The 25,329-nt window shown below is 70.6% G+C and carries 23 protein-coding genes; 13 read left to right on the top strand and 10 right to left on the bottom strand.

Annotated features, from left to right (window positions below):
- The first annotated feature begins 167 nt into the window (after positions 1-167).
- Positions 168-1,418 carry a glycerophosphodiester phosphodiesterase family protein gene (locus PLJ28_RS07555; RefSeq protein WP_183529065.1) on the top strand — a complete coding sequence of 417 codons (1,251 nt, stop codon included), beginning with the start codon at positions 168-170 and terminating at the stop codon, positions 1,416-1,418.
- A 91-nt stretch (positions 1,419-1,509) separates the two neighbouring features.
- Here PLJ28_RS07555 and PLJ28_RS07550 read toward each other — a convergent pair whose 3' ends face one another.
- From PLJ28_RS07550 to PLJ28_RS07540, 3 genes are all read right to left on the bottom strand, one after another.
- Positions 1,510-2,013, bottom strand: a complete 504-nt coding sequence (locus tag PLJ28_RS07550) for a MarR family winged helix-turn-helix transcriptional regulator (RefSeq protein WP_183529063.1) — start codon at positions 2,011-2,013, stop codon at positions 1,510-1,512.
- A gap of 98 nt (positions 2,014-2,111) precedes the next feature.
- Complete coding sequence (locus PLJ28_RS07545; protein ID WP_183529061.1) at positions 2,112-3,479, bottom strand: MFS transporter; 1,368 nt, start codon at positions 3,477-3,479, stop codon at positions 2,112-2,114.
- A gap of 80 nt (positions 3,480-3,559) precedes the next feature.
- The gene (locus PLJ28_RS07540) at positions 3,560-5,104 is read right to left on the bottom strand and encodes an acyl-CoA synthetase (RefSeq protein ID WP_183529059.1); all 1,545 of its coding nucleotides are present in this window, start codon (positions 5,102-5,104) and stop codon (positions 3,560-3,562) included.
- A 354-nt stretch (positions 5,105-5,458) separates the two neighbouring features.
- Here PLJ28_RS07540 and PLJ28_RS07535 point away from each other — a divergent pair, with 354 nt between their 5' ends.
- Positions 5,459-6,859: a trimethylamine monooxygenase gene (locus tag PLJ28_RS07535; RefSeq protein WP_183529057.1), complete on the top strand. Its 1,401-nt coding sequence runs from the start codon at positions 5,459-5,461 to the stop codon at positions 6,857-6,859.
- A 95-nt stretch (positions 6,860-6,954) separates the two neighbouring features.
- On the opposite strand, the gene PLJ28_RS07530 is transcribed toward PLJ28_RS07535, so the two are convergent.
- Positions 6,955-7,440 carry a MarR family winged helix-turn-helix transcriptional regulator gene (locus PLJ28_RS07530; protein WP_183529055.1) on the bottom strand — a complete coding sequence of 162 codons (486 nt, stop codon included), beginning with the start codon at positions 7,438-7,440 and terminating at the stop codon, positions 6,955-6,957.
- Positions 7,441-7,755: 315 nt separating this feature from the next.
- Between PLJ28_RS07530 and PLJ28_RS07525 the strand changes: the two genes are divergently transcribed.
- The 5 genes from PLJ28_RS07525 to PLJ28_RS07505 all read left to right on the top strand — a co-directional run bounded on the left by PLJ28_RS07525 (position 7,756) and on the right by PLJ28_RS07505 (position 12,680).
- The gene (locus PLJ28_RS07525) at positions 7,756-8,688 is read left to right on the top strand and encodes an SDR family NAD(P)-dependent oxidoreductase (RefSeq protein ID WP_183529053.1); all 933 of its coding nucleotides are present in this window, start codon (positions 7,756-7,758) and stop codon (positions 8,686-8,688) included.
- Positions 8,689-8,816: 128 nt separating this feature from the next.
- Positions 8,817-9,785, top strand: coding sequence for an amidohydrolase family protein (locus PLJ28_RS07520; RefSeq protein ID WP_183529051.1), 969 nt, complete (start codon positions 8,817-8,819; stop codon positions 9,783-9,785).
- Positions 9,782-10,987 carry an acyl-CoA dehydrogenase family protein gene (locus PLJ28_RS07515; protein WP_183529049.1) on the top strand — a complete coding sequence of 402 codons (1,206 nt, stop codon included), beginning with the start codon at positions 9,782-9,784 and terminating at the stop codon, positions 10,985-10,987. The genes PLJ28_RS07520 and PLJ28_RS07515 overlap by 4 nt, the downstream gene beginning before the upstream one ends.
- Before the next feature lie 107 nt (positions 10,988-11,094).
- Positions 11,095-11,574 carry a MaoC family dehydratase gene (locus PLJ28_RS07510; protein ID WP_183529047.1) on the top strand — a complete coding sequence of 160 codons (480 nt, stop codon included), beginning with the start codon at positions 11,095-11,097 and terminating at the stop codon, positions 11,572-11,574.
- A gap of 77 nt (positions 11,575-11,651) precedes the next feature.
- Entirely contained in the window at positions 11,652-12,680 is a 1,029-nt protein-coding gene (locus PLJ28_RS07505) for an ABC transporter substrate-binding protein (protein WP_183529045.1), read from the top strand.
- Between the two features lie 189 nt (positions 12,681-12,869).
- Here PLJ28_RS07505 and PLJ28_RS07500 read toward each other — a convergent pair whose 3' ends face one another.
- Positions 12,870-13,340 (bottom strand): MarR family winged helix-turn-helix transcriptional regulator, encoded by a 471-nt coding sequence (locus PLJ28_RS07500; RefSeq protein ID WP_183529043.1) that lies wholly within the window; start codon positions 13,338-13,340, stop codon positions 12,870-12,872.
- A gap of 170 nt (positions 13,341-13,510) precedes the next feature.
- On the opposite strand from PLJ28_RS07500, the gene PLJ28_RS07495 reads away from it, so the two are divergent.
- Together PLJ28_RS07495 and PLJ28_RS07490 are read left to right on the top strand one after the other, a co-directional pair.
- Complete coding sequence (locus PLJ28_RS07495; RefSeq protein ID WP_183529041.1) at positions 13,511-14,521, top strand: ABC transporter substrate-binding protein; 1,011 nt, start codon at positions 13,511-13,513, stop codon at positions 14,519-14,521.
- Between the two features lie 199 nt (positions 14,522-14,720).
- Positions 14,721-16,280: an acyl-CoA synthetase gene (locus tag PLJ28_RS07490; protein ID WP_183529039.1), complete on the top strand. Its 1,560-nt coding sequence runs from the start codon at positions 14,721-14,723 to the stop codon at positions 16,278-16,280.
- A gap of 127 nt (positions 16,281-16,407) precedes the next feature.
- Here PLJ28_RS07490 and PLJ28_RS07485 read toward each other — a convergent pair whose 3' ends face one another.
- From PLJ28_RS07485 to PLJ28_RS07470, 4 genes are all read right to left on the bottom strand, one after another.
- Complete coding sequence (locus tag PLJ28_RS07485) at positions 16,408-17,028, bottom strand: PadR family transcriptional regulator (RefSeq protein WP_183529037.1); 621 nt, start codon at positions 17,026-17,028, stop codon at positions 16,408-16,410.
- Positions 17,029-17,165: 137 nt separating this feature from the next.
- Positions 17,166-18,365 carry an aminotransferase-like domain-containing protein gene (locus PLJ28_RS07480; RefSeq protein ID WP_183529034.1) on the bottom strand — a complete coding sequence of 400 codons (1,200 nt, stop codon included), beginning with the start codon at positions 18,363-18,365 and terminating at the stop codon, positions 17,166-17,168.
- Positions 18,366-18,418: 53 nt separating this feature from the next.
- Positions 18,419-19,078 (bottom strand): hypothetical protein, encoded by a 660-nt coding sequence (locus PLJ28_RS07475; RefSeq protein WP_183529032.1) that lies wholly within the window; start codon positions 19,076-19,078, stop codon positions 18,419-18,421.
- 395 nt (positions 19,079-19,473) lie between these two features.
- Complete coding sequence (locus tag PLJ28_RS07470) at positions 19,474-19,989, bottom strand: helix-turn-helix domain-containing protein (protein ID WP_298044188.1); 516 nt, start codon at positions 19,987-19,989, stop codon at positions 19,474-19,476.
- A 71-nt stretch (positions 19,990-20,060) separates the two neighbouring features.
- Between PLJ28_RS07470 and PLJ28_RS07465 the strand changes: the two genes are divergently transcribed.
- The 3 genes from PLJ28_RS07465 (at position 20,061) to pdxT (ending at position 22,694) form a co-directional block, all read left to right on the top strand.
- Positions 20,061-20,906 (top strand): HpcH/HpaI aldolase/citrate lyase family protein, encoded by an 846-nt coding sequence (locus PLJ28_RS07465; RefSeq protein WP_183529030.1) that lies wholly within the window; start codon positions 20,061-20,063, stop codon positions 20,904-20,906.
- Positions 20,907-20,974: 68 nt separating this feature from the next.
- Entirely contained in the window at positions 20,975-21,949 is a 975-nt protein-coding gene (pdxS, locus tag PLJ28_RS07460) for a pyridoxal 5'-phosphate synthase lyase subunit PdxS (protein WP_010143810.1), read from the top strand.
- Between the two features lie 61 nt (positions 21,950-22,010).
- Positions 22,011-22,694, top strand: a complete 684-nt coding sequence (gene pdxT / locus PLJ28_RS07455) for a pyridoxal 5'-phosphate synthase glutaminase subunit PdxT (RefSeq protein WP_183529028.1) — start codon at positions 22,011-22,013, stop codon at positions 22,692-22,694.
- A 75-nt stretch (positions 22,695-22,769) separates the two neighbouring features.
- Here pdxT and PLJ28_RS07450 read toward each other — a convergent pair whose 3' ends face one another.
- Positions 22,770-23,675: a fumarylacetoacetate hydrolase family protein gene (locus PLJ28_RS07450; RefSeq protein WP_183529026.1), complete on the bottom strand. Its 906-nt coding sequence runs from the start codon at positions 23,673-23,675 to the stop codon at positions 22,770-22,772.
- Between the two features lie 267 nt (positions 23,676-23,942).
- On the opposite strand from PLJ28_RS07450, the gene PLJ28_RS07445 reads away from it, so the two are divergent.
- Positions 23,943-25,274 carry an LLM class flavin-dependent oxidoreductase gene (locus PLJ28_RS07445; protein WP_183529024.1) on the top strand — a complete coding sequence of 444 codons (1,332 nt, stop codon included), beginning with the start codon at positions 23,943-23,945 and terminating at the stop codon, positions 25,272-25,274.
- The last annotated feature ends 55 nt before the right edge of the window (positions 25,275-25,329 follow it).

Raw genomic sequence — 25,329 nt, 5'->3', positions numbered from 1 at the left:
TCGAGGCGACCTGGAATGGCCGTCGACGTCGGAGGGGCTTCACCCGGACGTCACCTCGAGGGCCCCGGATCGTCAACCGGGACGAGAAGGGTGGACGGGCATGGGCCCGGCCGGCCGCGACGGGATGACGCGGGGACCGGCACGGGCCACGACAGGAAGGCATCCTCGTGACCCCCAACCCGACCCAGAACCGCCGCCCGGGCACCCGGCGCCGTTCGTCCGCGGCCACCCTGGCCGTGACCCTGTCCGCCGCGGTCCTCACCGGCGGCGCGCTGTCCGGTCCCGCCGCGGCGGCCCCGGCCCCTCAGGACGCCCCCGTGCTCATCGGGCATCGTGGAGCCGCCGGGACCGCACCGGAGAACACGGTGGCGGCCTTCGAGGACGGCCGCGCGTCCGGAGCGGACTTCTTCGAGATCGACGTGCAGCTCTCCGCGGACGGTGTGCCGTTCCTCTTCCACGACAACACCCCGGCCCGCACCACGAACGTGGAGGAGGTCTTCCCCGGTCGCGAGGACGACCCCATCACGTCCTTCACCTGGGCCGAGCTGCAGCAGCTGGACGCCGGCTCCTACTTCTCGGAGGAGTACACGGGGGAGAGGATCCCGCACTTCGACGCCGCCGCCGAGATCGCCACCCGCAACACCGGCGTGTTCATCGAGATCAAGTCCCCGGTGAACTCCCCGGGCATCGAGAAGGTCGTGGCCGAGGCCCTCGCCGAGGACGAGGAGTGGAACGAGCTGCTGGAGGCGGACAAGATCGAGGTGCTCGGCTTCGACGAGGCCTCCAACCAGCGCTTCGCCGAGATCGCCCCGGACGTGCCGCTGCAGCAGCTGGTGGGCACCGTGCCGGACGCGGCCACCCTGGAGCGCTACGCCACCTTCGCCGACTCCTTCGGCACGAACTACCGCACCCTGGACGAGGACGGGGCCCAGCGGGTCAAGGACGCCGGGCTGGGCCTGGGCGTCTACACCGTGAACTCCACCGAGGCCTACGACGAGGCCGCGGCCCTGGGCGTGGACCGGATCACCGGTGACTTCCCCATCCAGTTCTCCCGCTACGAGCGTGGCCTGAAGGCGTTCCCCCAGAACACCGGCGTGCGGATCGCCGACTCCGTCAACGACGTCCCCGGTGAGGACCTGCAGGCCGAGACCGGCGAGCACGTGGTGCTGGAGAACACCGGCAACCACACCGTGGACGTCTCCGGCTGGCTCCTCCGCGACGCCGCCAACAACGTGCTCGAGGTCGGTGAGGGCTACGAGCTGGAGGCCGGCGAACAGCTGCGCGTCTACACCGGTCCCGGGACGAACGCCCCGGACGACTACTACAACGGCGGCGCCGCCAACGTCCTGAACAACGGCGGCGATTCCGTGGCGCTGTGGACGGACGAGGGCACGCTGCAGGACACCTACGCGAACTGATCCGCACACCGCGTCGGGGGCGATCCTCCCGGGTCCTGGTACCCGGGACCGGGGAGGGCCACCCCCACGTGGTGGTCCGCGGGCCGGGCGGTCAGAACGCGATCCGGGTCAGCAGCTCGCGCAGCTGCTCGCGTTCGGCCGCGGAGAGATTGGCCAGGACCTCCTGGTCGGAGGCCTCGGTCAGTTCATAGCCGAGCTGTTCGACCCGGTGGCCCTCGTCGGTGACGGCGATCATGCGCGAGCGGCGGTCCTTCGGGTCGGTCAGCCGCTCCACGAGGCCGCGCTGCTCGAGCACGTCCACGAGTGCCACCACCTGGCTCGGGTCGAGGTCGAGGAACTCGCTGAGCTCCCGCTGGGTCGGGTTGGTCCCGTGCGCCGCCACGGACAGCACCGAGAAGTGGCTCACCTTCAGCCCGAGCTCCGCCTTGAGCAGGGTGTTGGCGTGACCGGTGCCCCGGGATCGTGCGCGCGCGGTGAGGAACTGGATCTGGTGCGCCAGGCGGGTGGACCGGAGCCGGTCGACGCCGGCAGCCTCGGTGGTCGTGTCAGCGCCGGTACCGGTGTGGTCCAGGCCGGTGGGTGTCGTGGTGGTCATGGTGGTATCCGTCGTGGTCGGGGCGGTCAGTGCCGCCGATGGCCGGTACGGTGCGCCCGGCCGGGGGTCGAGAGGGCGCACCGTACCGGGCCCGGAACTCAGTGCTCGTGGGTGGTCAGGTCGAGGTCCTTGGACTCCCGCGTCAGCACGATCGCGATGACGGAGACGAGCGCCATGCCGGCCAGGAAGCCGATGACCGGGACCACGGAGGTGCCGCCGCCGGGGCCGGCGTAGAGCGTGGCCAGGATGGTCGGGGTGAACCCGGCGCCGATCAGGGTGGCCAGCTGGTAGCCCAGGGAGGCGCCGGTGTAGCGGGCGCCGGTGCCGAACTGCTCGGAGATGAAGGCGGCCAGCGGGCCGTAGAGCATCCCGTGCAGGCCGAGGGCGATGGTGAAGGCCAGGGTCAGCACGAACCAGTTGGTGGACTGCAGCATGGTGAAGAACGGGGTGAGGAACATGACGAACAGCACCAGTCCGGCGATCATCACGGGGCGGCGGCCGAAGCGGTCCGAGACGCGGCCGAAGCCGATCACGAAGGCGATGGAGATGACCGAGGCCACGGCGAAGGCGTAGAGCACGTCTGACCGGGCGTTGCCGGCGTCGGTGGCGTAACCCACGGAGAAGGTGGACAGCAGCACCTGCAGGCCGAACCCGGAGGCACCGCCGAACATCGTCAGCAACAGGGCCTTCGGCCGGCGCAGCACCTGCAGCAGCGGCATCTTCGGCTTGGGGGCGGACGAGGCCTCCTCGGCCTCCGCCTTCGCCAGGGCGGCGGTGAACACGGGGGACTCGCTGACCCGGGCGCGGATCACCATGCCGATGATCAGCAGCACGAAGGACAGCAGGAACGGCACGCGCCAGCCCCAGGCCAGGAACTGCTCCTGCGGGAGGGCTGCGGAGAAGGTGCCGAGGATGAAGGTGCCCAGGGCCGCACCGGTGGGAGCACCGGCATTGGTGAAGGAGGCCGCGAAGCCCCGCTTGCCGGACTCGGAGTGCTCCAGCGCCATCAGCGCCGCGCCTCCCCACTCACCGCCCACCGCGATGCCCTGGCAGACGCGCAGGAACACGAGGATGACCGCGCCCCAGCCGCCGATCTGCGCCGCACCCGGGACCAGGCCGATCAGGGTGGAGGCCACGCCCATGATGAGCATGGACAGCACCAGCATCTTCTTGCGCCCCAGCCTGTCACCGAAGTGGCCGAAGATCGCCCCGCCGAGAGGCCGGGCCAGATAGCCGGCGGCGAACGTGCCGTAGGCGGCGATCGTGCCGGTCAACGGGTCCAGGCCGCTGAAGAACACCGCCGGGAAGACCACGGCCGAGGCGGCGGCGTAGAGCAGGAAGTCGTAGAACTCGATCGTCGAGCCCAGGTAGCTGGACAGGATGACCCGGCGGGCCTCGCGGCGCTTGACCCCCGGATCGAGGGCGTCGAGGTCGGGCGCGGTGTGCTGTGCGGAGACGGTCGTCATGATGCTCTCCAGTCGGGAAGGGGCGGGGTTCAGGGACGGGCGGGGTTCAGGGACGGGCGGGGTTCAGGAACGGGCCGGGGTCAGGAGGCCGGCACCGGCTGGGTGCGCTCCCGGAGGACGTTCTTGCGGATCTTCCCGGTGGAGGTGCGCGGCAGCTCCTCCACCACGAGCACCTCCCGGGGCAGCTTGTAGCGGGCCAGGCGGGCGCTGAGCTGGTCGCGCAGCCCGGGCCCGCCGGGGACGTCGGCCCCGGTGCGCGCCTCCGGGCGCAGCACCACGAAGGCCAGCCCGGTCTCGCCCCAGCGCTCGTCCGGGACCCCGACGACGGCGGCCTCCAGGACCGCGGGCAGGGAGAGCAGGGCGTTCTCCACCTCAGCGGGGTAGACGTTCTCACCGCCGGAGATGTACATGTCCTTGATGCGGTCCTTGATGGTGAAGTACCCCTGGGCATCCCGCACGGCGATGTCCCCGGAGTGGTACCAGCCGTCCGCGAGGGCGGACTCGGTCGCCTCCGGGCGGTTCCAGTAGCCCTTCATGACCTGGGGGCCGCGGACCCAGACCTCACCGGCCCGGTCGGTGCCGACGTCCCCGCCCGTGGCCGGGTCCACGAGCCGGACCTCGGAGAAGAAGTGCGGGCGGCCGGCCGTGCCCGCGTGGGACAGGGCGTCCTGGGCCTCGAGCAGGCAGACGCCGGGGGCGGTCTCGGTCATGCCGAAGCCCTGGACGATCTTGACGTCGCGCTCGGTCCACGTCCGGATGGACCGCTCGCTCAGGGGCGAGCCGCCCACCATGATCGAGCGCAGCGAGGACAGGTCCGTGCCGGCGAAACCGGCGGCCTCGGCCAGCAGGTCGATCATGGCCGGGACCATGAACGTGCCGGTGACCCGGGAGTGCTCGATCTCGGCCAGCACGTCGGCCGGGCGGAACTGCCGGTGGATGATGATCCGCCCGCCCATCATGAAGGTGGGCATCGTGGTCATGTTCATCCCGGCGATGTGGAACAGCGGCGCCACGGACAGCATCACCTCGTCCTGGCGCAGGTCCGTGCCGGTGAACGCGTTGAGGTACTGGTAGGTCAGGTTCCGGTGGGTCAGCATGGCGCCCTTGGGGCGGCCCGTGGTGCCGGAGGTGTACATGAACAGGGCGACGTCGTCATCGTCCACGTCGGCCTCGACCTCGGCGGTGGAGGCCCCCGCGAGCAGGTCCTCGTAGCGCAGCCCGGGTCCCTCCGGGCCCTCGGCCGCCACCAGCGTCAACCGCGGGTGCCGCTCGGCCAGGTGGGCGGCGACGTCGGCCACCTCCCGGCCGTACACGACGGCGTTGGCCTCGGAGTCGGTCACGATGAACTCGACCTCGGTGGGGGACAGCCGGGGATTGACCAGCACCGGGGTGGCGCCGAAGAGGTTGGCGGCGAAGAAGGTCTCCAGCAGGGAGGGGTGGTTGAACCCCACGTAGGCCACGCGCTCGCCGCGCACCACGCCGAGCCCCTGCAGGGCATTGGCCAGGCGGGTGACCCGCTGGCTGAACTCGCCGTAGGTGGTGGTGGCGCCCTCGAACTCGATGGCCACGGCCTCCGGTCGCACGGTGGCCCGACGACGGGGGTAGGTGCCGATGCCGATGTTCATGGGACTCCTTCGCTCTGTGGGCTGGATCACGATAAGACCCATGCAACACTCAAGCGTTGAGAATGTCAACGATTGATATTAGGTCGTAACTGCCCGGTGGGGCCTGCGCCTCGGCCGCTGGCGCGACACGATTCCTTTGCAATGGCGAATTCTTGGTAGGGTGGTTGACATAACGGCACCCGAAGGGGTGCTCCGTCCTCGGCCTTCAGTGCCGCCCTGACCGGGTGGTGGGCCGGGGCGCGACGTGAGGTCGCGGTGTTGAGGCCCGGGCGCCGGTGCGCCCGGAGAGGACTGCCTCCACCCGACCCGTCACCGCAGGAGAGAGACAAAGGCCGTGGGGCCGGAAGGGAAGCTGTGTCCAAACAGCGCATCGCCATCATCGGGGCAGGACCGAGCGGGATTGCCGCGCTGCGGGCCTTCGAGTCCGCCCAGCGCAAGGGAGTGCAGATCCCGGAGGTCGTCTGCTACGAGAAGCAGGACGACTGGGGCGGGCAGTGGAACTACAACTGGCGCACCGGCATCGACAAGTACGGTGAGCCGGTCCACTCCTCCATGTACCGCAACCTCTGGTCGAACGGGCCCAAGGAGGCCCTGGAGTTCGCCGAGTACACGTTCGACGAGCACTTCGGCCGACCGATCTCGTCCTACCCGCCGCGTGAGGCCCTCTGGGACTATATCGACGGCCGGGTCCGGACGTCGGACGTCAAGGAGAAGGTGCAGTTCTCCACCGCCGTGCGCTGGGTCCAGTACAACCGCGAGGATGACAACTTCACCGTCACGGTGGAGAACCTGCGCTCGAAGACGACCTCCTCCTCGGAGTTCGACCGGGTGATCGTGGCCACCGGCCACTTCTCCTTCCCGAACGTCCCGGACATCACGGGGATCGAGACCTTCCCGGGCGCCCTGCACCACGCCCACGACTTCCGCGGTGCGGAGAAGCTGGCGGACAAGCGCGTCCTGCTGATCGGTTCGTCCTACTCCGCCGAGGACATCGGTGTGCAGGCCTTCAAGATGGGCGCGCGCTCGGTCACCATGAGCTACCGGAGCCGCCCCCAGGGCTACGCCTGGCCCGAGGGCATGGAGGAGTTGCCGGGCATCGACCGCGTCGACGGTGAGACGGTCCGCTTCTCGAATGGCGAGACCCGCGAGTTCGACGCGGTGATCCTGTGCACCGGTTACCTCCACAAGTACCCGTTCCTGTCTTCGGACCTGGCCCTGTCCTCGCCGAACACCATCTATCCCGCCGGCCTGTACCGAGGCGTGGTGTGGCAGAAGAATCCCAAGCTGTACTACCTGGGTGCCCAGGACCAGTGGTTCACGTTCAACATGTTCGACGCCCAGGCCTGGTACGTCCGTGACCTGATCATGGGCCGGGCGAAGCTGCCCCCGGCCGAGGAGCGGGCCGCCCACCTGAAGCAGTGGCGCGCGCGCTTCCAGGGACTCGACGGGGACGCTGACGACGTGCGGTTCCAGGCCGACTACATCCGTGACCTCATCGAGGCCACGGACTACCCGATGTTCGACCTGGACGAGGTCGTGCGGATCTTCCTGGCCTGGAAGCAGGACAAGAAGGAGAACATCCTCACCTACCGGGACAAGCCGCACCGCTCGGTGATGACCGGGACCATGGCCTGCGAGCACCACACCCCGTGGTTGCAGGAGCTCGACGACTCCCTGGAGCGCTACCTGTCCACGCCGGAGCGGGCGGGGATGGAGGAGATCCTCACGGGCGGCGGTGCCGTGTCCCCACGCTGACGGCTGGGGGCAGGGGGCTGGCCCCTGGACAACGACGCCGGCCGCGCACCCTGGGTGCGCGGCCGGCGTCGTGGCGTGTGGGGGTGCCGGTGAGGTTAGAAGGCGATCTTCAGCAGCAGGCCGCGCAGTTGCTTCCGCTCCCGGGCGGAGAGGGTGCCGAGGGTGACGTCCTCGGACTCGAGCAGGATCTCCCGGGCCTTCCCGAAGAGCTCCAGGCCGGCGTCGGTGGCGACGATGATCTTGGAGCGCCGGTCCCGGGGGTCCGTCTCGCGCTGGACCGCGCCGAGGGCCTCGAGGGAGTCGACCAGGGCCACGATCTGGCTGGGATCCAGGGCCAGGAACTCACCGAGTTCGCGCTGGGAGGGCTTCAGACCGCTGGCCGCGAGGGACAGCACCGAGTACTGGCGGACCTTGATGCCCAGCGGTGCCAGCATGTGGTTGGCGTGACTTGAGCCACGGCCCCGGGCGCGGGCCGTGAGGAACTGGATCTGCTGGGCCAGCTCACCGGCGAGGAACCGCTCGGTGCCCTGATCCGCCAAGGCGTCCGGGGCGGGCGCGCCCCGGTGGGTGGATGTCGACATAGGGGTCCTCGTGACGTTCGGCCAACCATTGATGTTCTCAAGTGTAGACCCCCTCCCGGTGATGCGCGCTGGCTGGTGAGCCCCGGATCGACCGCCGTCGGGAGGGGTGCTCGGACAGGCGTTCGGCCGGGCGCCGGACCGGAGCGCAGCCCGGCGCTCGATCCGCCGCCGCCCCGTCCGGACCCCTCCGGGTGCGGTCCCCTCAGGCCATGGCGAAATTAGATCATTGACTTTCTCAACGGTATGGGCTGTCATGGTGCCAGCAGCACACCTCGCGAACCTCACCCCACGAACGTCACCCCCGAAGGAGAAGCCATGTCCCTCAACGGCAAGGTTGCCATCGTCACCGGTTCCGGCGCAGGACTCGGCCTGGCCTATGCCCAGGAGCTCGCCCGCCAGGGCGCCGCGGTCATCATCAACGACGTCAACCAGGAGATCGCCGACCAGGCGGTCGCCTCCATCACCGAGGCCGGCGGCCGGGCCGCGGCCGTGGTCGCACCGGTCGGCTCGTCCGAGACCGCCGACCAGCTGGTGAAGACCGCCGTGGACACCTTCGGCGGGCTGGACATCCTCGTCACCAACGCCGGCATCCTGCGGGACAAGTCCCTGCTGAAGATGACCGACGACGACTTCGACGCGGTCATCAACGTCCACCTCAAGGGCACCTTCACCTGCGTGCGCTCCGCCTTCGCGTACTTCAAGGAGAACGGCGTGGCCGGGCGCATCGTCACGATCGGCTCGCCCACCGGCCAGCGCGGCAACTTCGGCCAGACCAACTACGCCGCCGCCAAGGCCGGGATCGTGGGCATGGTCCGCACCTGGGCCCTGGAGATGAAGAAGGCCGGCGTGTCCGTCAACGCCGTCATCCCGGTGGCCGCCACCGCCATGACCAAGACCATCCCGTTCTTCGCCAAGGCCGTCGAGGCCGACGAGCGCGGCGAGGCCATGCCGGAGTTCTTCCGCAAGGACCTCGGCTTCGGTCCCGCCCGGGACGTGGCCGGGCTGGTCGCCTTCCTGTCCTCCGAGGCCGCCGCGGGCATCTCCGGCCAGGCCATCGGCGTGGGTGGGGACCGCCTGCAGGTCTGGTCCCACCCCGAGGCCGTCACCACCGACTACCACGAGGGCGGCTGGGACTACGAGACCATGCTCTCCGAGGGCAAGGCCATCCTCGAGGCCAACCTGCAGTCCGTGGGCGAGCGGATGCCGGAGCTGCCCGCCGAGCTGCGGCCCGAGCCCGCCGGGAAGTAGTCCGCCCGGCACCCACCGGCCGGACACCCGCCGGCCGGGTGCCCGCCGGCCGGGCGCCCGTCGACAAGGCGCCTGCCGACCGGGCGCCACCGCCCGTCATCACCCAGCAATCGCACCCAGGAGGAACCATGGGACAGACCCCCGTGCGCTATGAATGCGCCGTCGACGTGGACGCCATCACCGCCGTGGACATGCACGTCCACCTCGAGGTCGACGACTGCGGCCACGTGGCCATGCCGGACGACATCATGGAGGCCTCGGCGAAGTACTTCAAGGCCGCCGAGCGGACTCCCTCGATCGACTCGATCGCCGAGACCTACCGGGGTCACGGGATGGCCGCGGTGGTCTTCACCGTGGACGCCCGGACCCAGCTGGGACACCTGCCGAATTCCATCGACGACCTCGTGGCGGGCTGCGCGCGGCACAACGACGTGCTCATCCCCTTCGGCAGCGTGGACCCGCGCACCGGTCCGGACGCGATCACCGAGGCCCGTCGCCAGGCCGAGGAACTGGGCGTGCGCGGGTTCAAGTTCCACCCCTCCGTGCAGGGCTTCGACCCCTCGGACGAGCAGTACTTCCCGCTGTGGGCCGAACTGGAGCGCATCGGTCTGCCGTGCATCTTCCACACCGGGCAGAACGGCATGGGCGCCGGGCTCCCGGGTGGGCGCGGGATCAAGCTGAAGTACTCGAACCCGCTGCTGCTGGACGACGTGGCCGCCGAGCACCCGGGGCTGCCGATCATCATGGCCCACCCCTCGGTGCCGTGGCAGGACGAGGCGAACTCCATCGCCACGCACAAGGCCAACGTGTACATCGACCTCTCCGGCTGGTCCCCGAAGTACTTCCCGGAGTCGCTGGTGCGCCAGTCCAACAACGTGCTCTCCCGCAAGGTGCTGTTCGGCACGGACTTCCCGCTCATCACCCCGGACCAGTGGCTGAAGGCCTTCGCCGACCTGCCGCTCAAGGACGAGGTGCGCCCGCGGATCCTGAAGGACAACGCGGTGACGCTGCTCGGCCTGGGCGCGGAACGCGGAACCGGCGACGCCGGCCGGGGCGCCTCCGCAGGCGAGCGCACCGCCGCCGGCGGTGCGGCATGAGCGCCGGGCGCCCGGTCGCCGTCGGGGCCGTGATCCCGTCCGACCTCTACGGCTTCGCCGAGCGGCTGACCGAGGCCGAGCGGAGGGTCCTGACGGACCTGCGCGAGCAACTGCGCTCCACCGTCCACCCGCACCTCAACGACGCCTGGGACAGGGCCGAGCTGCCCACGGAGCTGCTCGAGGCGGTGCGCGGCCTCGAGCTGATGGACCCGCCGGTGCTGCGCGAGGCCGGGGAGCCCGTCCGGGACATCCTCACGGGGTTCCGCAACTTCGAGCTGGCCCGCTGCGACATCAACGTCGGCACGCTGTACAACGCCCAGGCCGGGTTGTTCCGTACGGTCTGCACCCTGGGCGGCTCCCCGGAGCAGGCACGGGACCTGGACGCGAGGATCCGCACCTATGAACTGACCGGCGTGTTCGGGCTGACCGAGCCGGACCACGGCTCGGACGTGGCCGGTGGGCTGGCCACCACCGCCACCCGGGACGCGGCCACGGGGGAGTGGGTCATCAACGGCGCCAAGCGGTGGATCGGCGGCGCCTCGGTGTCCGACGTGGTGGCGACCTTCGCCCGGGACACCGCCGACGGCCAGGTCAAGTGCTTCCTGGTCCCGCGGGATGCCGAGGGCGTGACCATGACGATCATCCCGCACAAGGCCTCGCTGAGGATCATGCAGAACGCCCACATCGAGTACCGGGACGTCCGGGTCACCGAGGCCGACCGGCTGCACGGGATCAACTCGTTCAAGGACGTGGCCCGCTGCCTGCGGAACATGCGCTCGGACGTGGCGTGGATGGCCGTGGGGGCCCAGGCCGGTGCCTACGAGGCGGCCCTGCGGTATGTCCGCGGGCGCGAGCAGTTCGGCCGGCCGATCGCCGGGTTCCAGCTCGTGCAGGAGAAGCTGGCGATCATGCTGGGCAACCTCACCGCCTCGCTGGGCATGGTGGTGCAGCTGACCGAACAGCAGGCGGCCGGGGTCTTCAAGGACGAGAACTCCGCGCTGGCCAAGATGTACACCTCGCTGCGGCTGCGGGAGACCGTGGCCCTGGCCCGCGAGGTGTGCGGCGGCAACGGCATCACCCTGGACACGGACGTGGCCCGGTTCCACGCAGACGCCGAGGCCATCTACTCCTACGAGGGCACCCACGAGATCAACGCGCTGATCGTGGGCCGCGCCGTCACCGGCGTCGGCGCCTTCGTCTGAGGGCCACGCCCCATCCATCACCGGACGGTCACGGTCCGCCGCTCGTGACCCAAAACCATTGCGCTCATCAACCATTGTGATGTAGAACACATTCCTAGGAGGAAACCATGACCGAGACCACCACCCCCACGTCCAGGCTCGTCGTCACGTTCGAGGAGGCCAAGTCCCTGGCCGGCAAGGACCTCGGCGTCACCGAGTGGCGCGAGGTCACCCAGCAGATGGTGAACACCTTCGCGGACGCCACCGACGACCAGCAGTGGATCCACGTGGACCCCGTGCGCGCCAAGGACGGCCCCTTCGGCGCCCCGATCGCCCACGGGTTCCTGACCCTGTCCATGATCATCCCCTTCTGGTCCGAGCTCTTCGACGTCTCCGACGTCAGGACCAAGGTCAACTACGGCCTGGACAAGGTCCGCTTCACCTCCCCGGTGAAGGTCGGTTCCCGCATCCGCATGAAGGGCTCGATCGCCGACGTGCAGGAGGTCAAGGGCAACGGCCTGCACATCGTCGTCGATTCCGTCATCGAGATCGAGGGCGAGGAGCGCCCCGCCGTCGTCGCGACCTTCCTCGCCCGCTTCTACGCCTGAGGCACCCGCCTCCAGGCACTCCGCCCCACTCCACCCCCTCCCGGCCCGAGCCGGTACGCACCCCCGCAGGAGAAACCATGAAGAAGAAGCTCGTCTCACTGCTGGCCACCGCCGCCGTCGCGGGGCTGGCCCTGACCGGCTGTGGTTCCGGTTCACCGTCCGGAGGAGGCGGGGAGAGCTCGCCCGGCGCCGCCGCGTCCGGCGGTACCGAGTCCGGCGGCGCCTCGGGTGAGCTCGACAAGGTGATCGTCGGCGTGCTGCCGATCGCCCCGTCCGTGGCCGTGCAGTACGGCATCGAGGAGGGCATCTTCGAGGAGCACGGCATCGAGGTGGAGCTCTCCACGTCCAACGCCGGTGCCGCGATGCTCCCGGCCGTGGCCAACGAGCAGATCCACTTCGGCGTGGGCAACCCGAACTCGGTCATGAACGCCAACGACCGCGGCCTGGACATGAAGATCGTGGCCGGTTACTCGAACTCCCTGGAGGAGGGCGAGGACATCGCGGGCGTGGTGACCACCAAGGACAGCGGCATCCAGGGCTGGGAGGACCTGGCCGGCAAGACGGTCTCGGTCAATGCCCTCAAGACCCAGGGCGACCTGACCATCATGGAGTCCGTCGCCAAGGCCGGGGGCGACCCCTCGGCCATCAAGTTCTCGGAGATGCCGTTCCAGGACATGCCGGCCCAGCTCGAGCGCGGCAACACGGACGCCATCTGGGTCCCGGAGCCCTTCCTGACCAGCTCCCTGGCGAACGAGAACAACCAGCTGGTGGGGTACTCCTTCCAGGACTCGGTGGCCGGCATGCCGACGATGGTGACGTTCAGCTCGGGCAAGTTCACCGAGGAGAACCCGGAACTCACGCAGCGGTTCGTCGACGCCATGACGGAGACGCTGGCCGCCGCCGACGAGGACCCGGACGGCGCCCGTGCCCTGCTGCCCGAGTTCATCAGCCTGCCCGAGGAGGCGGCGAAGAACCTGAAGATGGAGAAGCTCTCCGGCGAGATCCGCAAGGAGCAGATCGAGGAGGCCGGGCGGTTGATGGTGAAGTACGGCTTCATCAGCAACGACCCGGACGTGGAGAACCTGTACTGGGAGGGCTCCCAGTGAGCTGACGCCCACGCCCCCGGTACGTGACCCGCTCACACCACCACGACGCCCCCGCCCTGGACCGACCGGGCGGGGGCGTCGCGGTCTGCGCAGGACGCCGGGGCGGCACGGGCCGGACAGCCCGCTGCCCGGCAGACTGGTTCCACCGCTCCCGGATTGCCGGACCGCCGGGCTGCCGGGCGGCCCCGGTCAGGCCGGGTCGTGGTGGGGAGGGGCGCCGGTGTCGTGGGCCAGGACGCGCCGCAGCAGCGCGGTGAGCTGCTCCGTCTCCTCGGCCGTCAGGGGGGTGAAGAGCTGGTCGTTGACCTCGAGCGCGGGGTGGTACAGCTCCCGGAGCAGGTCCCGCCCGGAGTCGGTCAGGGTCGCCACCCGGCGGCGGCCGTCCCGGGGGTCGCGGGAGACCGTCACGTGGCCCTGGGCGGACATGCGGTGCACCAGCTCGGTCAGGGTGGCCCGGTCCACGGCCAGCTGCTCGGCGATCTCGGACTGGGACAGTCCACCGACGGACCTGGCCAGGCACAGCAACAGGCCGAACTGGATGGAGGTGTGGTCGGCCGAGACCTGCTGTGTCCAGAGACGGCCGTGGCGGCTGAGCAACCGCCGCACCGCGAGGCTGTGGAACTCCTCGGCGGTGGCGAGTGTCTGACCGTCGTCCTGCATGGCTCTCCATCCGTAGAACAGTTGAGATCGTTAATGGAATTCTCTTGTTGGCCATTGTGACGGCTGAGTAGAGTGTGAGTCACCTTACAGGCTGGACGACCCCCTCGCCCCAGCCTCGCGGCCGCTCCTGCGGTCGCGGATCACCGCATGTCACACTCCAGGAGCACCCGATGATGAGGAATGTCCGACTGGCCGCCGTGGGCGCGGCCGCACTGCTGGCCCTGACCGCCTGTGGATCCGGTTCGCCGTCCGGTGGTGGCGCCACCACCGGGGCCGCCACGGAGGGGTCCGGCAGCGAGTCCGCCGCCGCCGGTGACCTGAAGCAGGTCGAGGTCGGGGTCATCCCGATCGTGGACGTCGCGCCGATCTACCTGGGCGTCGAGGAGGGCATCTTCGAGAAGCACGGCCTCGACGTCACCCTGACCCTGGCCCAGGGCGGGGCCGCGATCGTGCCGGCCGTGCAGTCCGGGCAGATGGACTTCGGCTTCTCCAACGTCACCTCGCTGGCCATCGGCCGCGCCCAGGGGCTGCCGCTGAAGCTGGTGGCCACCGGCCCGCAGACCACGGGCGACTCCGAGGACGACTTCGCCGCCGTGATGGTCCCCGAGGACTCGGACGTGAAGACCGCCGCCGACCTCGACGACAAGCGCATCGCCGTCAACACCCTGAACAACATCAACGACACCGTGATCTCCGAGGGCATCCGCCAGGACGGTGGGAACGCCGAGACCATCGAGTACGTGGAGATGGCCTTCCCGGACATGGTCGGCCAGCTGGAGGCCGGCAACGTGGACGCCATCGGCGCCGTGGAGCCCTTCGTGACCATCGCCGAGGCCGCGGGTGCGCGCCGGATCTTCGCCCAGTACGCGGACCCGATCCCGGACCTGTCGGTGGCCGGCTACTTCACCACGGACCAGATGATCGAGCAGGACCCCGAGCTGGTGGACGCCTTCGTGACCGCCATGAAGGAGTCCCAGCAGTACGCCACCGACAACCCGGACGCGGCCAAGGCCATCCTGCCCGAGTACACCTCCCTCGAGGCGGACGTGATCGAGCAGCTGACCATGCCGCGCTTCCCGCAGGAGCATGACATCGAGTCGCTCCAGAAGGTCATCGACCTCTCCGTGGAGGGTGGCCTCATCGACGAGGCGCCGTCCGTGGAGGACCTGGTCCGCCAGTGACCGGTGGCACGGCCCGGACGGTGCATCCCTGACGGCCGATCCCCGACGACCCATCCCCGACGGTGCGGGTGGTGCCCAACGCCTGCGTGTCCCCCTGGGCGACGCTTGAATGTCCACAATAACTATTGAATTACTCAACTAAATGTTCCACACTGAGGGGAGTGCGGACAGGGCACGTCAAGCTGCAGAGGAGTCGGGAATGTTCAACCGTGGGATCGGCGACTGGATCCACCGAAGGCGCGTGAAGTCCGCAGGGCGCACCGCCGTGATCAGCGCGGCCGGCGAACTGACCTATGACGAGTGGGCGGCCCGGATCGACCGGTTGGCGAACGCCCTGGCCGACCGCGGCGTGCGGGGCGGTGACCGCGTGGCCTACCTCGGCGAGAACCACCCCTCGTTCCTGGAGACCCTGTTCGCGGCCGGTTCCCTGGGCGCCGTCTTCGTGCCCCTGAACACCCGCCTGGCCCCGCCGGAGATCGCCTTCGCCCTGGAGGACTCCGGGGCCACGGTGCTGATCGCCTCGGCCACGCTGGAACCGCTGGCCGTCGCCGGAAGCCGCGGGGCCGGCGTCGGGACCCTGGCGACCGTCCAGGACGGCCCGCCGGCCGCCGTCGAGCGCCGCGACGGGGACCTGGAGGCCCTCGACTACGAGGAACTGCTGGCCGGCGGCGACCCGGTGCGCCCGGACGTGGCGGTGGACCTCGACGACCTGGCGCTGATCCTCTACACCTCCGGGACCACGGGCAAACCGAAGGGCGCCATGCTCACGCACGGCAACCTGACGTGGAACGCCTTCAACGTCCTCACCGACCTGGACGTGACCAGCGAGACCCGGGCACTGATGATCGCCCCGATGTTCCACGTGGCCTCCCTCGGCATGGGAGCGCTGCCCACGCTGCTCAAGGGCGGGACCCTCGTCCTGGAACCCCGGTTCGAGCCCGGGCGGGTCCTCGAGCTGATCGGCAGGCACCGGATCACCAGCATGGCCGGGGTGCCCACCACCTACCAGCTGCTGGCCGAGCACCCCGACTGGAAGGCCACCGACCTGTCCTCGCTCCGGATCCTGACCTGCGGGGGGTCCGCCGTGCCGATGCGGGTGCTGGAGGCCTACGAGGAGCGCGGGCTGTCCATCGCCATGGGCTACGGCATGACCGAGACCTCGCCCGGCGCCACGGTCCTGCCGGCGCGCTACTCGCGTGCCAAGCAGGGGTCCGGCGGACTGCCGCACTTCCACACCGCGGTGCGCGTGGTCGACCCGCTCGGGCAGGTGTGCCCTCCCGGGGAGGTCGGGGAGATCCAGGTCCAGGGCCCCAACGTCATCACCGCCTACTGGAACCGGCCCGACGCGACCGCCGAGTCCTTCGAGCAGGCCGAGGACGGCACCTGGCTGAAGACGGGGGACATGGGCTACCGGGACGAGGACGGGTTCCTGTTCATCTCTGACCGGCTCAAGGACATGATCATCTCCGGTGGGGAGAACATCTACCCGGCGCAGGTCGAACAGGAGATCGCCCAGCTGGAGGCCGTGGCGGCGGTGGCCGTGATCGGTGTCCCGGACGAGCGGTGGGGCGAGGTGCCCCGCGCGGTGGTGGTGGTCCGGGAGGGCCACGAGCTGACCGATGACGAGGTCATCCGGCACCTGGACGGCAGGCTCGCCCGGTACAAGGTCCCCAAGTCCGTGGTGTTCGTGGACGAGATGCCCCGCACCGCCTCGGGCAAGATCCGCAAACCGGACCTGCGCCGCCGCTACGGGGGCTGAGGCGCGGGTCCCCGTGGCCCGGGTGGTTCGCCCCTGCGGCCCGGGTGGCTCGTCCCCGTGGACCCCGGGGCCTACCGGGCGACGGGCGGGCGCCGCGCCGTCACGGTGAAGCCCGCCGGTTGACCGCTCAGGCCGGGGCGCCGGCGGAGGACTCCTGGGACAGTTCCTGGGGATAGAGCTCCTCGAGCAGCCTCAGCCCGCGCTCGGCCCAGCCGATCTCCGTCTCGGCCCGGGCGACCAGCCCCTCGTAGGTGTAGCGCTTGAACGCCGCGGTGCGGTGGTGCTCCTCCGGCGGCACGGACCGCAGGCGGCGGGCCAGGGTCTCGGAGGTGCCGGCGTCGATCTCGTCGATCTGCTGCTGCCAGGCCGCCTGGATCTGCCGGGTGTGCTCGCGGTAGGCCTCCAGCTGGGCGCGGGCCCGCTGTGGATGGGCGTACTCGAAGTAGGCGGCCCGCAGGTGCATGGGGTCGCGGTCCCGCGCCCACTGGAGGTCGGAGTCCATCCACTCCCGGAAGGACTCCCGCCCCGCGTCCGTGATGGTGTAGGCGATCTTGCGGCCCTTGCGCCCGAACGGGACCTCCTCGGCCTCGAGCAGGCCGTCCTGGGTCATCCGTCGCAGCTCCGGGTAGATCTGGGAGTCCGGGGCGTGCCAGACGTTGCCCACCGAGGAGCCGAACCTCTTGGCGAGGTCGTAGCCGGTCATGGGCTCGACGACGAGCAGGGCCAGCAGTGCATTGCGCAGGGACATGGCGTGGGTCCTTCCCGCTGGGGCAGCCGGTCCGCTCCACTGTAACCGCCCGCCCGGGGAACGCCACTATGAGGATAGGTAAGAGTCGGGCCCGGCGGCGGCCCCCGGCCGGACGGGCGGCCCGTCCTGTCCCCGGGCTAGAGGGCCGCGTTGAGCACCGGTGCCAGCCGGCGCATGCCCTCGCGCAACACCTCCGGGGCCACGAAGGAGAAGGCGAGCCGGAAGTGCGGGTTCGGGCCGACGTCGGGCGTGAACGCCGCGCCGGGCACGAAGACGACGCCGGCCTCCGCGGCGGTGTGCATCAGCGGCAGCGTGTCGATGCCGTCCGGCATGCGGGCCCAGACGAAGAAGCCGCCACCGGGCCGGGCAAACATGATCCGCGGGTCCAGCGACTCCTCCATGGAGTCCACCAGGGCGTCGCACCGACGCGCGTACTCGACGGCGCAGCGGGCGACGTGGCCCTGCCAGTCGAAGCGGGTGAGGAAGGCCGTGGCGAGCATCTGGCTGGGCACCGAGGGGCAGATGTACGCCGACTCCGCGGAGAGGTAGAACTCGCGCAGCAGCGCCGGCGGCACCAGCGCCCAGCCGATGCGCACGCCGGGGGAGAAGATCTTGGAGGCGGTGCCGAGGTAGATGACCTGGTCCCGGTGCTCCGCCGCGATGGGCGGGACCGGGGCGTCCTCGAAGCCGAGCTGGCCGTAGGGGTTGTCCTCCACGATCAGCACGCCCTCCTCGCGGCAGATCCGCGCCACCTCGTCCCGCCGGGCCGCGGGCATGAGCGCACCGGAGGGATTGGCGTAGGAGGGGATCGTGTACAGGAAGGCCACCCGGCGCCCCTCGGCGCGCAGCCGCTGCAGGGTCTGGCGCAGGAAGGCGGGGATCAGCCCCTCCTCGTCCGTCGGGGTGGTGACGGCGTCCAGCTGCCAGGTGTTGAAGGTGTTCAGCGCGCCCACGAAGGTCGGGTCCTCCACCACGACGACGTCGCCCGGGTTCCCGAGCATCCGCGCCGCGGTGTCGATCCCGGCCTGGGAGCCGGGGGTCACGACGACGAGCTCCGGGTCCGCGCCCTCGATGCCGTCCGCGGCCATCACCGAGCAGGCGGCGTCCCGCAGCTCCGCGGTCCCCTGGCCCGCCCCGTACTGCAGGGAGAGGTGGCCCTGGCGGGAGACCAGCTCGTCGGCGACGCGTCCCAGCTCCTCCAGCGGGAGGTCGTCCAGCCACGGATTGCCGCCGGCCAGGGAGACCAGCCCGGGGGACATGGCCAGGTCGAACACGTCCCGCACGGCGGACTGGCGCACGCCGCGGGCGCGGTCTGAAAGGAACGCTGAAGGATCCATCACCGGGCCGATGCTAGCAACGCCACCGCACCGGTGAGAAGGGCCGGGCCGGTTCAGGAACCGGTGGCCCCCATGCCCTCGGTGACCTCGTCGGTCGGCTCCGCATCCGGGGCCGGGGTCGTGATCTCCTCGCCGAGTTCCAGGGGGGTGAGGCCGAACAGGTCCTCGATCAGCACCCCGTCCACGTAGACCTCCGCGTTCGGCACCCCGGCGGCCGCGGCGGCCGTCTGGTTGAGCTGGGCGCGGATGCGGTAGGACTCGCACTGGCTGCGGCTGACGAGGTCGCCGGTCAGTTCCAGCACCACGGTGTCCCCCTCGACGCGGTGGGACGCGTAGGCGAGGTCGTCCTCGGAGGGGTCGAGGGAGTTCGTGACGGCCGGGTCCCCGTGGCTGTACTGCTCATCGGTGAGCAGGAAGCCGATGGCCGAGGCCACGGGATCCTCCGTCTGCACCGGCACGGAGGTGACGCGGACCAGCAGGTCCTGGCAGGCGACGTCGCGACCGGTCGTGTTCGGCGGGAAGTCGCCGTTCAGCGCCACGAAGTACAGCGGCAGTTCCACGTACCCCTCGGCGGAGACGGTCGGCAGGGGGCCGTCACCACCGGCCGGCGACTCGGCGGGGTTGGGGAAGAGGTTGCAGCCGGCCAGGGCGACGGAGGCCGTCACGGCGCCCAGTGCGATCGCGACGGGGCGCAGGGGTCGGCACGCGCTCATGGAACTCCTGTGCTGCGGAAGGTCGCGGGCCGGGTGGTCAGGCGTCCGCGGGATGACCCGACCATCGTACTCCGGCGCGGGGCACGGCACGGGCAAGGAGGTGGCCGGGGCCCAAGAACGGGGTGGGCCCCGGCCGGTCTGGCGGCGATCCGGCCCTCGGAGGGGGGATGAGTAGACCGGCTTTCTCACCAGACTCTGTACCGCGGGCCGGTGGCCTGCGGAAACTTGGTTGAGAAATCAATCCTCTCATGCCGAGGCCCGCCGGCCAAGGTCTTCCGCCGGGTGGAGGGGGTCGTCCGCCCTCGGCGGAACCCACGGCGCGGGCGTGTCCCCGCCCCCTGCGCGGCCCCTTCCCGGGGCCTCTGCGGCGACCCCGCCCTGACCTGCGCGGACCCTCAGTCCTGGGACGCGTCGTCCGTTTCCCCGGCGTCGGCGGCGGCGTCCTGCCCTGCCTCGCCGGCGCGGGCCTCGGCGCGGCGGCGCACCCAGGACTGGACGTCGTCCGGATGGATCCGGCGGTGGGTGCCGCGGTAGGTGACGGGGATCTCGCCGCGATCGGCCAGCTGGCGCAGGTAGGTGTTCGAGACCCCGGCCAGCCGGGCCGCCTGCGAGGTGTTCAGCCAGCGGTCCTGCTGCGCCACGGAGACCTGGCCGCCCGCGGCGAGGCGGTCCAGCAGGTCCAGCACCGCCGCCGTCGCCGCCGGTCCGAGCCGCACCGTGGTGCCGTCGAGCACCACGGTCGCATCCGGGGTCGGGCCCGGGGCCGTGCCAGGCCCTGCGCCCTGCTCGGCGCCCCGGCCCGGATCCCGGTCCGGGCCCAGCCCGGGGATGCGCCGCAGGATCGCGAGCTCGTCCTCCGGCAGGGGGCCGTGGGTGGCGCTGCGGGACAGCATCGGGATCTCGTCGGCCATGGCCCGAAGCCTACCGGCGCCGTGAGGCAGAACACGGGTGAGTAACTTTCGGCGGCGGTAGGCTGGAGGCCATGCCCTTGCGTAACCGACGAGCTGCTGCCCTGCCCGCCAAGCTGAGCCGGTCCTGGCTGCTGGTCAATGCAGCCCGGCCGGAGGACTTCGCGCCCGGGCTGGCCTCGGAGGCGGACTCGGTCCTGTTCGACCTCGAGGCCGCCGTCCCGGACGAGAAGAAGGACGCCGCCCGGCAGTCCGTGGTAGACGCGCTCAACGGCGGCATGGACGCCTGGGTCAGGATCAACGGCATCAACACCCCCGACTGGCAGAAGGACCTCGAGGCGCTCTCGGGCGCCCCCGGGCTCCGCGGGGTCATGCTGGCCCTGGCCGAGGAGCCCGAGCAGGTCACCCTGACCGCCATGCGGATGCGGGCCGGCACCCCCGTGATCGCCCTGATCGAGACGGCCCTGGGCCTGGAGAACGCCACGGCGGTGGCCCGTGCCCCCGGCACCTTCCGGCTCGCCTTCGGCACCAACGACTTCCGCAAGGACACCGGCATCTCCGACGACCCGATGGCCATGGCCTACGCGCGGTCACGGCTGGTCATCGCCTCCCGCGTGGGCAAGCTGCCCGGCGCGATCGACGGCCCCCCGGCGGCGGCCGACGGCGAGGAGGCCGTGGTCGAGACCTCCAGGACCACTGCCTCGATGGGCATGACCGGCCGGCTCTGCCTCAACCGGGACCAGGTCGACTCCATCAACCGCGCCCTGTCCCCGTCCGAGGATGAGGTCTCCTGGGCCGTGGAGATGCTGCAGGCACACCAGGCCGGGGCCTCCGTGGGCGACGGCTCGTACCTGCCGCGACTGGCTCGCGCCCAGAAGATCGCCGACCTGGCCGACTCCTACGGCCTCTGGAACGCCTGACCGAGCACCCCCACCCGCTGCCCCGTCCTCGGCGGCAGACTCCACCCACACCCCCGTAAAGGAAACAGATGTCCAACACCACCGAGTCGTCCGCGGCCTCCTACACCTCCAACCCCGCCGACCCCACCCCCGGGGCCATCGAGGACTCCGGCCAGGGCTCGCCCCGCACCGGCACCGCCCGGGTCAAGCGCGGCCTGGCGGACATGCTCAAGGGCGGCGTGATCATGGACGTGGTCACCGCCGAGCAGGCCAAGATCGCCGAGGACGCCGGCGCCGTGGCCGTCATGGCCCTCGAGCGCGTCCCCGCGGACATCCGCGCCCAGGGCGGCGTGGCCCGCATGTCCGACCCGGACCTGATCGACCAGATCGTCGAGTCGGTCTCCATCCCCGTGATGGCCAAGGCCCGGATCGGCCACTTCGTGGAGGCCCAGGTCCTCGAGGCCCTGAAGGTCGACTACATCGACGAGTCCGAGGTGCTCTCCCCGGCGGACTACGTCAACCACATCGACAAGTGGGACTTCACCGTGCCGTTCGTCTGCGGCGCCACCAACCTCGGCGAGGCGCTGCGCCGGATCACCGAGGGCGCGGCCATGATCCGCTCCAAGGGCGAGGCCGGCACCGGTGACGTGTCCGAGGCGGTCAAGCACATCCGCACCATCCGCGGCGAGATCGCCAAGCTCTCCGCGCTGTCCAAGGACGAGCTGTACGTGGCGGCCAAGGAACTGCAGGCCCCGTACGAGCTGGTCGCCGAGGTCGCCCGCGAGGGCAAGCTGCCCGTGGTGCTGTTCACCGCCGGTGGCGTCGCCACCCCGGCCGACGCCGCCCTGATGATGCAGCTCGGTGCGGACGGCGTGTTCGTGGGCTCGGGCATCTTCAAGTCCGGCAACCCGGAGGCCCGGGCCGCGGCGATCGTGCGGGCCACGGCCCAGTTCAACGACGCCGCCGCGGTCGCCGACGCCTCCCGCGGCCTGGGCGAGGCGATGGTGGGCATCAACGTGGGCGACCTGCCCGCTCCCCACCGCCTGGCCGAACGCGGGTGGTGAGCGGCGCCGTCGGGCACCCCGTCCGACCCCTCGCTCCCACGGGGGCGGGGATGACCGGCTCATGACCCACGTCACCGGTGCATCCCGCCCCCAGGACGTCCCCGCGGGGCGGGCCCCCGCGATCGGGGTGTTCGCCCTGCAGGGGGACGTGCGTGAGCACGAGCGCGTGCTCACGGCCCTCGGCGCGCACACGTCCCCGGTGCGCGGTGCCGGGGACCTGGCGGGGCTCGACGGCCTGGTCATCCCCGGCGGGGAGTCCTCCGTGATGGACAAGCTCTCCCGCCTGCTGGGCCTGGCCCCGGCCGTGCGGGCCGCGATCGACGACGGCCTGCCGGTCTACGGGACCTGTGCCGGGATGATCATGCTCGCCGACCGGATCGCGAACCCGATCGCCGGCCAGCAGAGCCTGGGCGGGCTGGACATCACGGTGCAGCGCAACGCCTTCGGCTCCCAGGTGGACTCCTTCGAGGCCCGGCTCTCCGCCCCGGCGGTGTCCGCCGAGCCGGTGGACGCCGTGTTCATCCGGGCCCCCGCGGTGCTGCAGGCCGGGCCGGGCGTGGAGGTGCTGGCCTCCGTCCCGTCCGAACGGCTGGAGTCCGGGGTGGACTGCGGGCTGGTGACGGGATCGGTGCCGGTGGCCGTGCGGCAGGGCAACCTGCTGGCCACCAGCTTCCACCCGGAGGTCACCGGCGACTGGTCCTTCCACCGGTACTTCCTGGACCGGGTGGTCCGCCGGGAGCCGTGACCTCCGGGCGGGGAGCCGCCCGGGCGGAGTGGTCCGCCGGGCGCCCCGCCGGGGCGCTCGGTGATCCTGCGGCGGTCAGCCGGCGTGCGCCAGCGCCGCCGCGCCCTCCGCCGGTGCGGCGCCGTCGCCGGCCTCATCCTGCACCGTGTTGCGCAGCACGCCCAGGCCCGTGACCTCGACCTCCACGACGTCGCCGGCGTCCAGCAGGCCGTCCTCGCCCCAGAACAGCCCGACGCCGCCCGGGGTCCCGGTGACGATCACGTCTCCGGGGTGCAGGCGGGTGAAGCCGGTGACGTAGGCGATCAGCGTGGGGATGTCGAAGTAGAGGTCCGCCACGGAGGCGTGCTGCCGGACCTCGCCGTTGACCCGCGTCTCGAGCGTCAGCTCCCGCACGTCGCCCACGTCCGCCGCCGGGACCAGGTAGGGGCCGAAGCCGCCGGAGGCGGGGAAGTTCTTCCCCGGGATCCACTGACTGGCCGCCTTCTGCCAGTCGCGGACGGAGAAGTCGTTGTAGTTGGCGTAGCCGGCGACGTGGTCGAAGGCGTCCTCGGGGGCCACGTGCCAGGCCTCCTTGCCGATGACCAGGGCCATCTCGCCCTCGTAGTCGTACTTGCCGGTGGAGGCGGGCTTGATCGCGGGCTCCAGGTGGCCCATCTGGGTGTCGGCGAAACGGGTGAAGACGGTCGGCGCGGTCTGTCCCGTCTTGCCGGACTCCTCCTGGTGGGTGCGGTAGTTGACGCCGATGCAGATGATCTTCCCCGGCTGTGTCAGGCACGGCAGGTAGGAGATGTCCTGCTCGTCATGGGTGGGGGCGCAGGCCAGGTCGGCGGCCGACAGCGTCCCGAACAGGCCCCGGACCACGGCCTCGTGCAGGGAGGCGGCCAGGTTCGCCCCGCTGGGGCCGAGGTCGTGGACGGTGCCCTGTGCGGCAACGCCCCACGTGGCCGTGCCTTCAGGGGTCACGTAGCTGATGTAGTTCACAAGGGTCTCCCAACGAGTCGAGCCAGGGGCGCACCATCGGTCCGCCGGTCGCGGCGTCCTGCCGCGCGCATCCCGACACACGGTATCCATGGATCATGCACTCCGCAAGAAGAAAATATTCTTAAGTAAGAATTGCGAACAGGGTGGAAAAATGCCGTCCGTTGCGTCATGCTGGAGGTGTGACAGCCGTCTCAGCGGCTCGTGCGCCACACCGACCCCGTGCGTGACCGGGTGCCGGACCAGAGTCTAGGAAAGGACGACCCCCAGATGAGCACTTCCAAGCCGGCTCAGCACATGATCCTGACGACCTTCATGCTGCCTGCGGGATACCACAAGGACAGCTGGCGGATGGAGGGCAGCCGGGCGGAGGAACTGGGCAACCTGGACTTCGTCCTCGAGCTCACCCAGATGGCCGAGGCGGCCAAGCTGGACGCCATCTTCTTCGGGGACGTGGTGCACGCCAACACGCTGCTGCGCGGGGACATCAAGATGAACGGCTTCTACGAGCCGGTCTCCGTGCTCTCGGCCCTGGCCGCCCGCACGCAGCACATCGGCCTGGTGGGCACCATCTCCACCTCGTTCGCCGAGCCGTACAACGTGGCCCGCCAGTTGTGCGGTCTCGACCACATGTCCAACGGCCGCGCCGGCTGGAACATCGTGACCTCCTCCGACGGCTTCCAGAACTTCGGGATGGAGGCGGCGCCGGACCCCGCCACCCGCTACCGCCGTGCCACGGAGTTCGTGGACGTGGTGCGCCGGCTCTGGGACTCGTGGGACGAGGGGGCCGTGATCGTGGACCGCGAGTCGGGGGAGTACCTCGAGCGCACGCGGCTGCATCCCCTCGACCACGAGGGCGAGTTCTTCCGCGTGCAGGGCCCGCTGAACATGCCGACCAGCCCGCAGCGGCACCCGGTGCTCGCGCAGGCGGGCTCCTCGGGCCCGGGGATGGAACTCGGTTCCTCGATCGGGGACATGATCTACACGGCCCAGCCCAACAAGCAGCCCTCGATCGAGTTCTACGCGAAGTTCAAGCAGCTGGCCAAGGGCAAGGGCCGCAATCCGGACCACGTGAAGATCATCCCCGGCATCCTGCCGATCCTGGGGGACACGCAGGCCCAGGCGCAGGAACTGGCCGACGAGCTGGGCCGCCACGTGCACCTGGAGAACGGGCGCGCGCAGGTCGGTGCGGACCTGCGGATGGACCTGTCGGAACTGGACTATGACGAGCGCATCCCGGTGGAGTGGTTCCGCGACGACGAGTCCCTGGGCAGCCGCTACCAGATCTACCGGATGAAGTCCGTGGAGATGGGGATGACCCTGCGCGAGCTGATCGTGGACCTGGCGCGCTCCACGGGCCACCAGTGGATGGCCGGCACGCCCTCGCAGGTGGCCGACCGCATGGTCGACTGGTTCGAGTCCAAGGCCTGTGACGGCTTCAACCTGAACTCGCCCTTCAACCCCGGCGGCTTCCAGCTGATCTGCGACAAGCTCGTCCCTGAATTGCAGGAGCGGGGTTACTTCCGTACCGAGTACGAGGGTGCCACGTTCCGCGAGAACCTGGGGCTGCCCGAGGTCTCCACCTCGCTGCTGCCGGCCTGAGGCCCGCACCCCCACCCCGGCCCGGGACCGCGGTCCCGGGCCCCCTGAACCGGGT

It is taken from the genome of Citricoccus sp. (assembly GCF_035445025.1).
Classification (GTDB): domain Bacteria; phylum Actinomycetota; class Actinomycetes; order Actinomycetales; family Micrococcaceae; genus Citricoccus.
This window is presented reverse-complemented; position numbering and strand designations above follow the sequence as displayed.

Coding starts and splice junctions, on each gene's coding strand:
- PLJ28_RS07550 (WP_183529063.1), bottom strand. CDS start 2,013: ATGACCACCACGACACCCACCGGCCTGGACCACACCGGTACCGGCGCT.
- PLJ28_RS07545 (WP_183529061.1), bottom strand. CDS start 3,479: ATGACGACCGTCTCCGCACAGCACACCGCGCCCGACCTCGACGCCCTC.
- PLJ28_RS07540 (WP_183529059.1), bottom strand. CDS start 5,104: ATGAACATCGGCATCGGCACCTACCCCCGTCGTCGGGCCACCGTGCGA.
- PLJ28_RS07530 (WP_183529055.1), bottom strand. CDS start 7,440: ATGTCGACATCCACCCACCGGGGCGCGCCCGCCCCGGACGCCTTGGCG.
- PLJ28_RS07525 (WP_183529053.1), top strand. CDS start 7,756: ATGTCCCTCAACGGCAAGGTTGCCATCGTCACCGGTTCCGGCGCAGGA.
- PLJ28_RS07520 (WP_183529051.1), top strand. CDS start 8,817: ATGGGACAGACCCCCGTGCGCTATGAATGCGCCGTCGACGTGGACGCC.
- PLJ28_RS07515 (WP_183529049.1), top strand. CDS start 9,782: ATGAGCGCCGGGCGCCCGGTCGCCGTCGGGGCCGTGATCCCGTCCGAC.
- PLJ28_RS07510 (WP_183529047.1), top strand. CDS start 11,095: ATGACCGAGACCACCACCCCCACGTCCAGGCTCGTCGTCACGTTCGAG.
- PLJ28_RS07505 (WP_183529045.1), top strand. CDS start 11,652: ATGAAGAAGAAGCTCGTCTCACTGCTGGCCACCGCCGCCGTCGCGGGG.
- PLJ28_RS07500 (WP_183529043.1), bottom strand. CDS start 13,340: ATGCAGGACGACGGTCAGACACTCGCCACCGCCGAGGAGTTCCACAGC.
- PLJ28_RS07495 (WP_183529041.1), top strand. CDS start 13,511: ATGATGAGGAATGTCCGACTGGCCGCCGTGGGCGCGGCCGCACTGCTG.
- PLJ28_RS07490 (WP_183529039.1), top strand. CDS start 14,721: ATGTTCAACCGTGGGATCGGCGACTGGATCCACCGAAGGCGCGTGAAG.
- PLJ28_RS07485 (WP_183529037.1), bottom strand. CDS start 17,028: ATGTCCCTGCGCAATGCACTGCTGGCCCTGCTCGTCGTCGAGCCCATG.
- PLJ28_RS07480 (WP_183529034.1), bottom strand. CDS start 18,365: ATGGATCCTTCAGCGTTCCTTTCAGACCGCGCCCGCGGCGTGCGCCAG.
- PLJ28_RS07475 (WP_183529032.1), bottom strand. CDS start 19,078: ATGAGCGCGTGCCGACCCCTGCGCCCCGTCGCGATCGCACTGGGCGCC.
- PLJ28_RS07470 (WP_298044188.1), bottom strand. CDS start 19,989: ATGGCCGACGAGATCCCGATGCTGTCCCGCAGCGCCACCCACGGCCCC.
- PLJ28_RS07465 (WP_183529030.1), top strand. CDS start 20,061: ATGCCCTTGCGTAACCGACGAGCTGCTGCCCTGCCCGCCAAGCTGAGC.
- pdxS (WP_010143810.1), top strand. CDS start 20,975: ATGTCCAACACCACCGAGTCGTCCGCGGCCTCCTACACCTCCAACCCC.
- pdxT (WP_183529028.1), top strand. CDS start 22,011: ATGACCCACGTCACCGGTGCATCCCGCCCCCAGGACGTCCCCGCGGGG.
- PLJ28_RS07445 (WP_183529024.1), top strand. CDS start 23,943: ATGAGCACTTCCAAGCCGGCTCAGCACATGATCCTGACGACCTTCATG.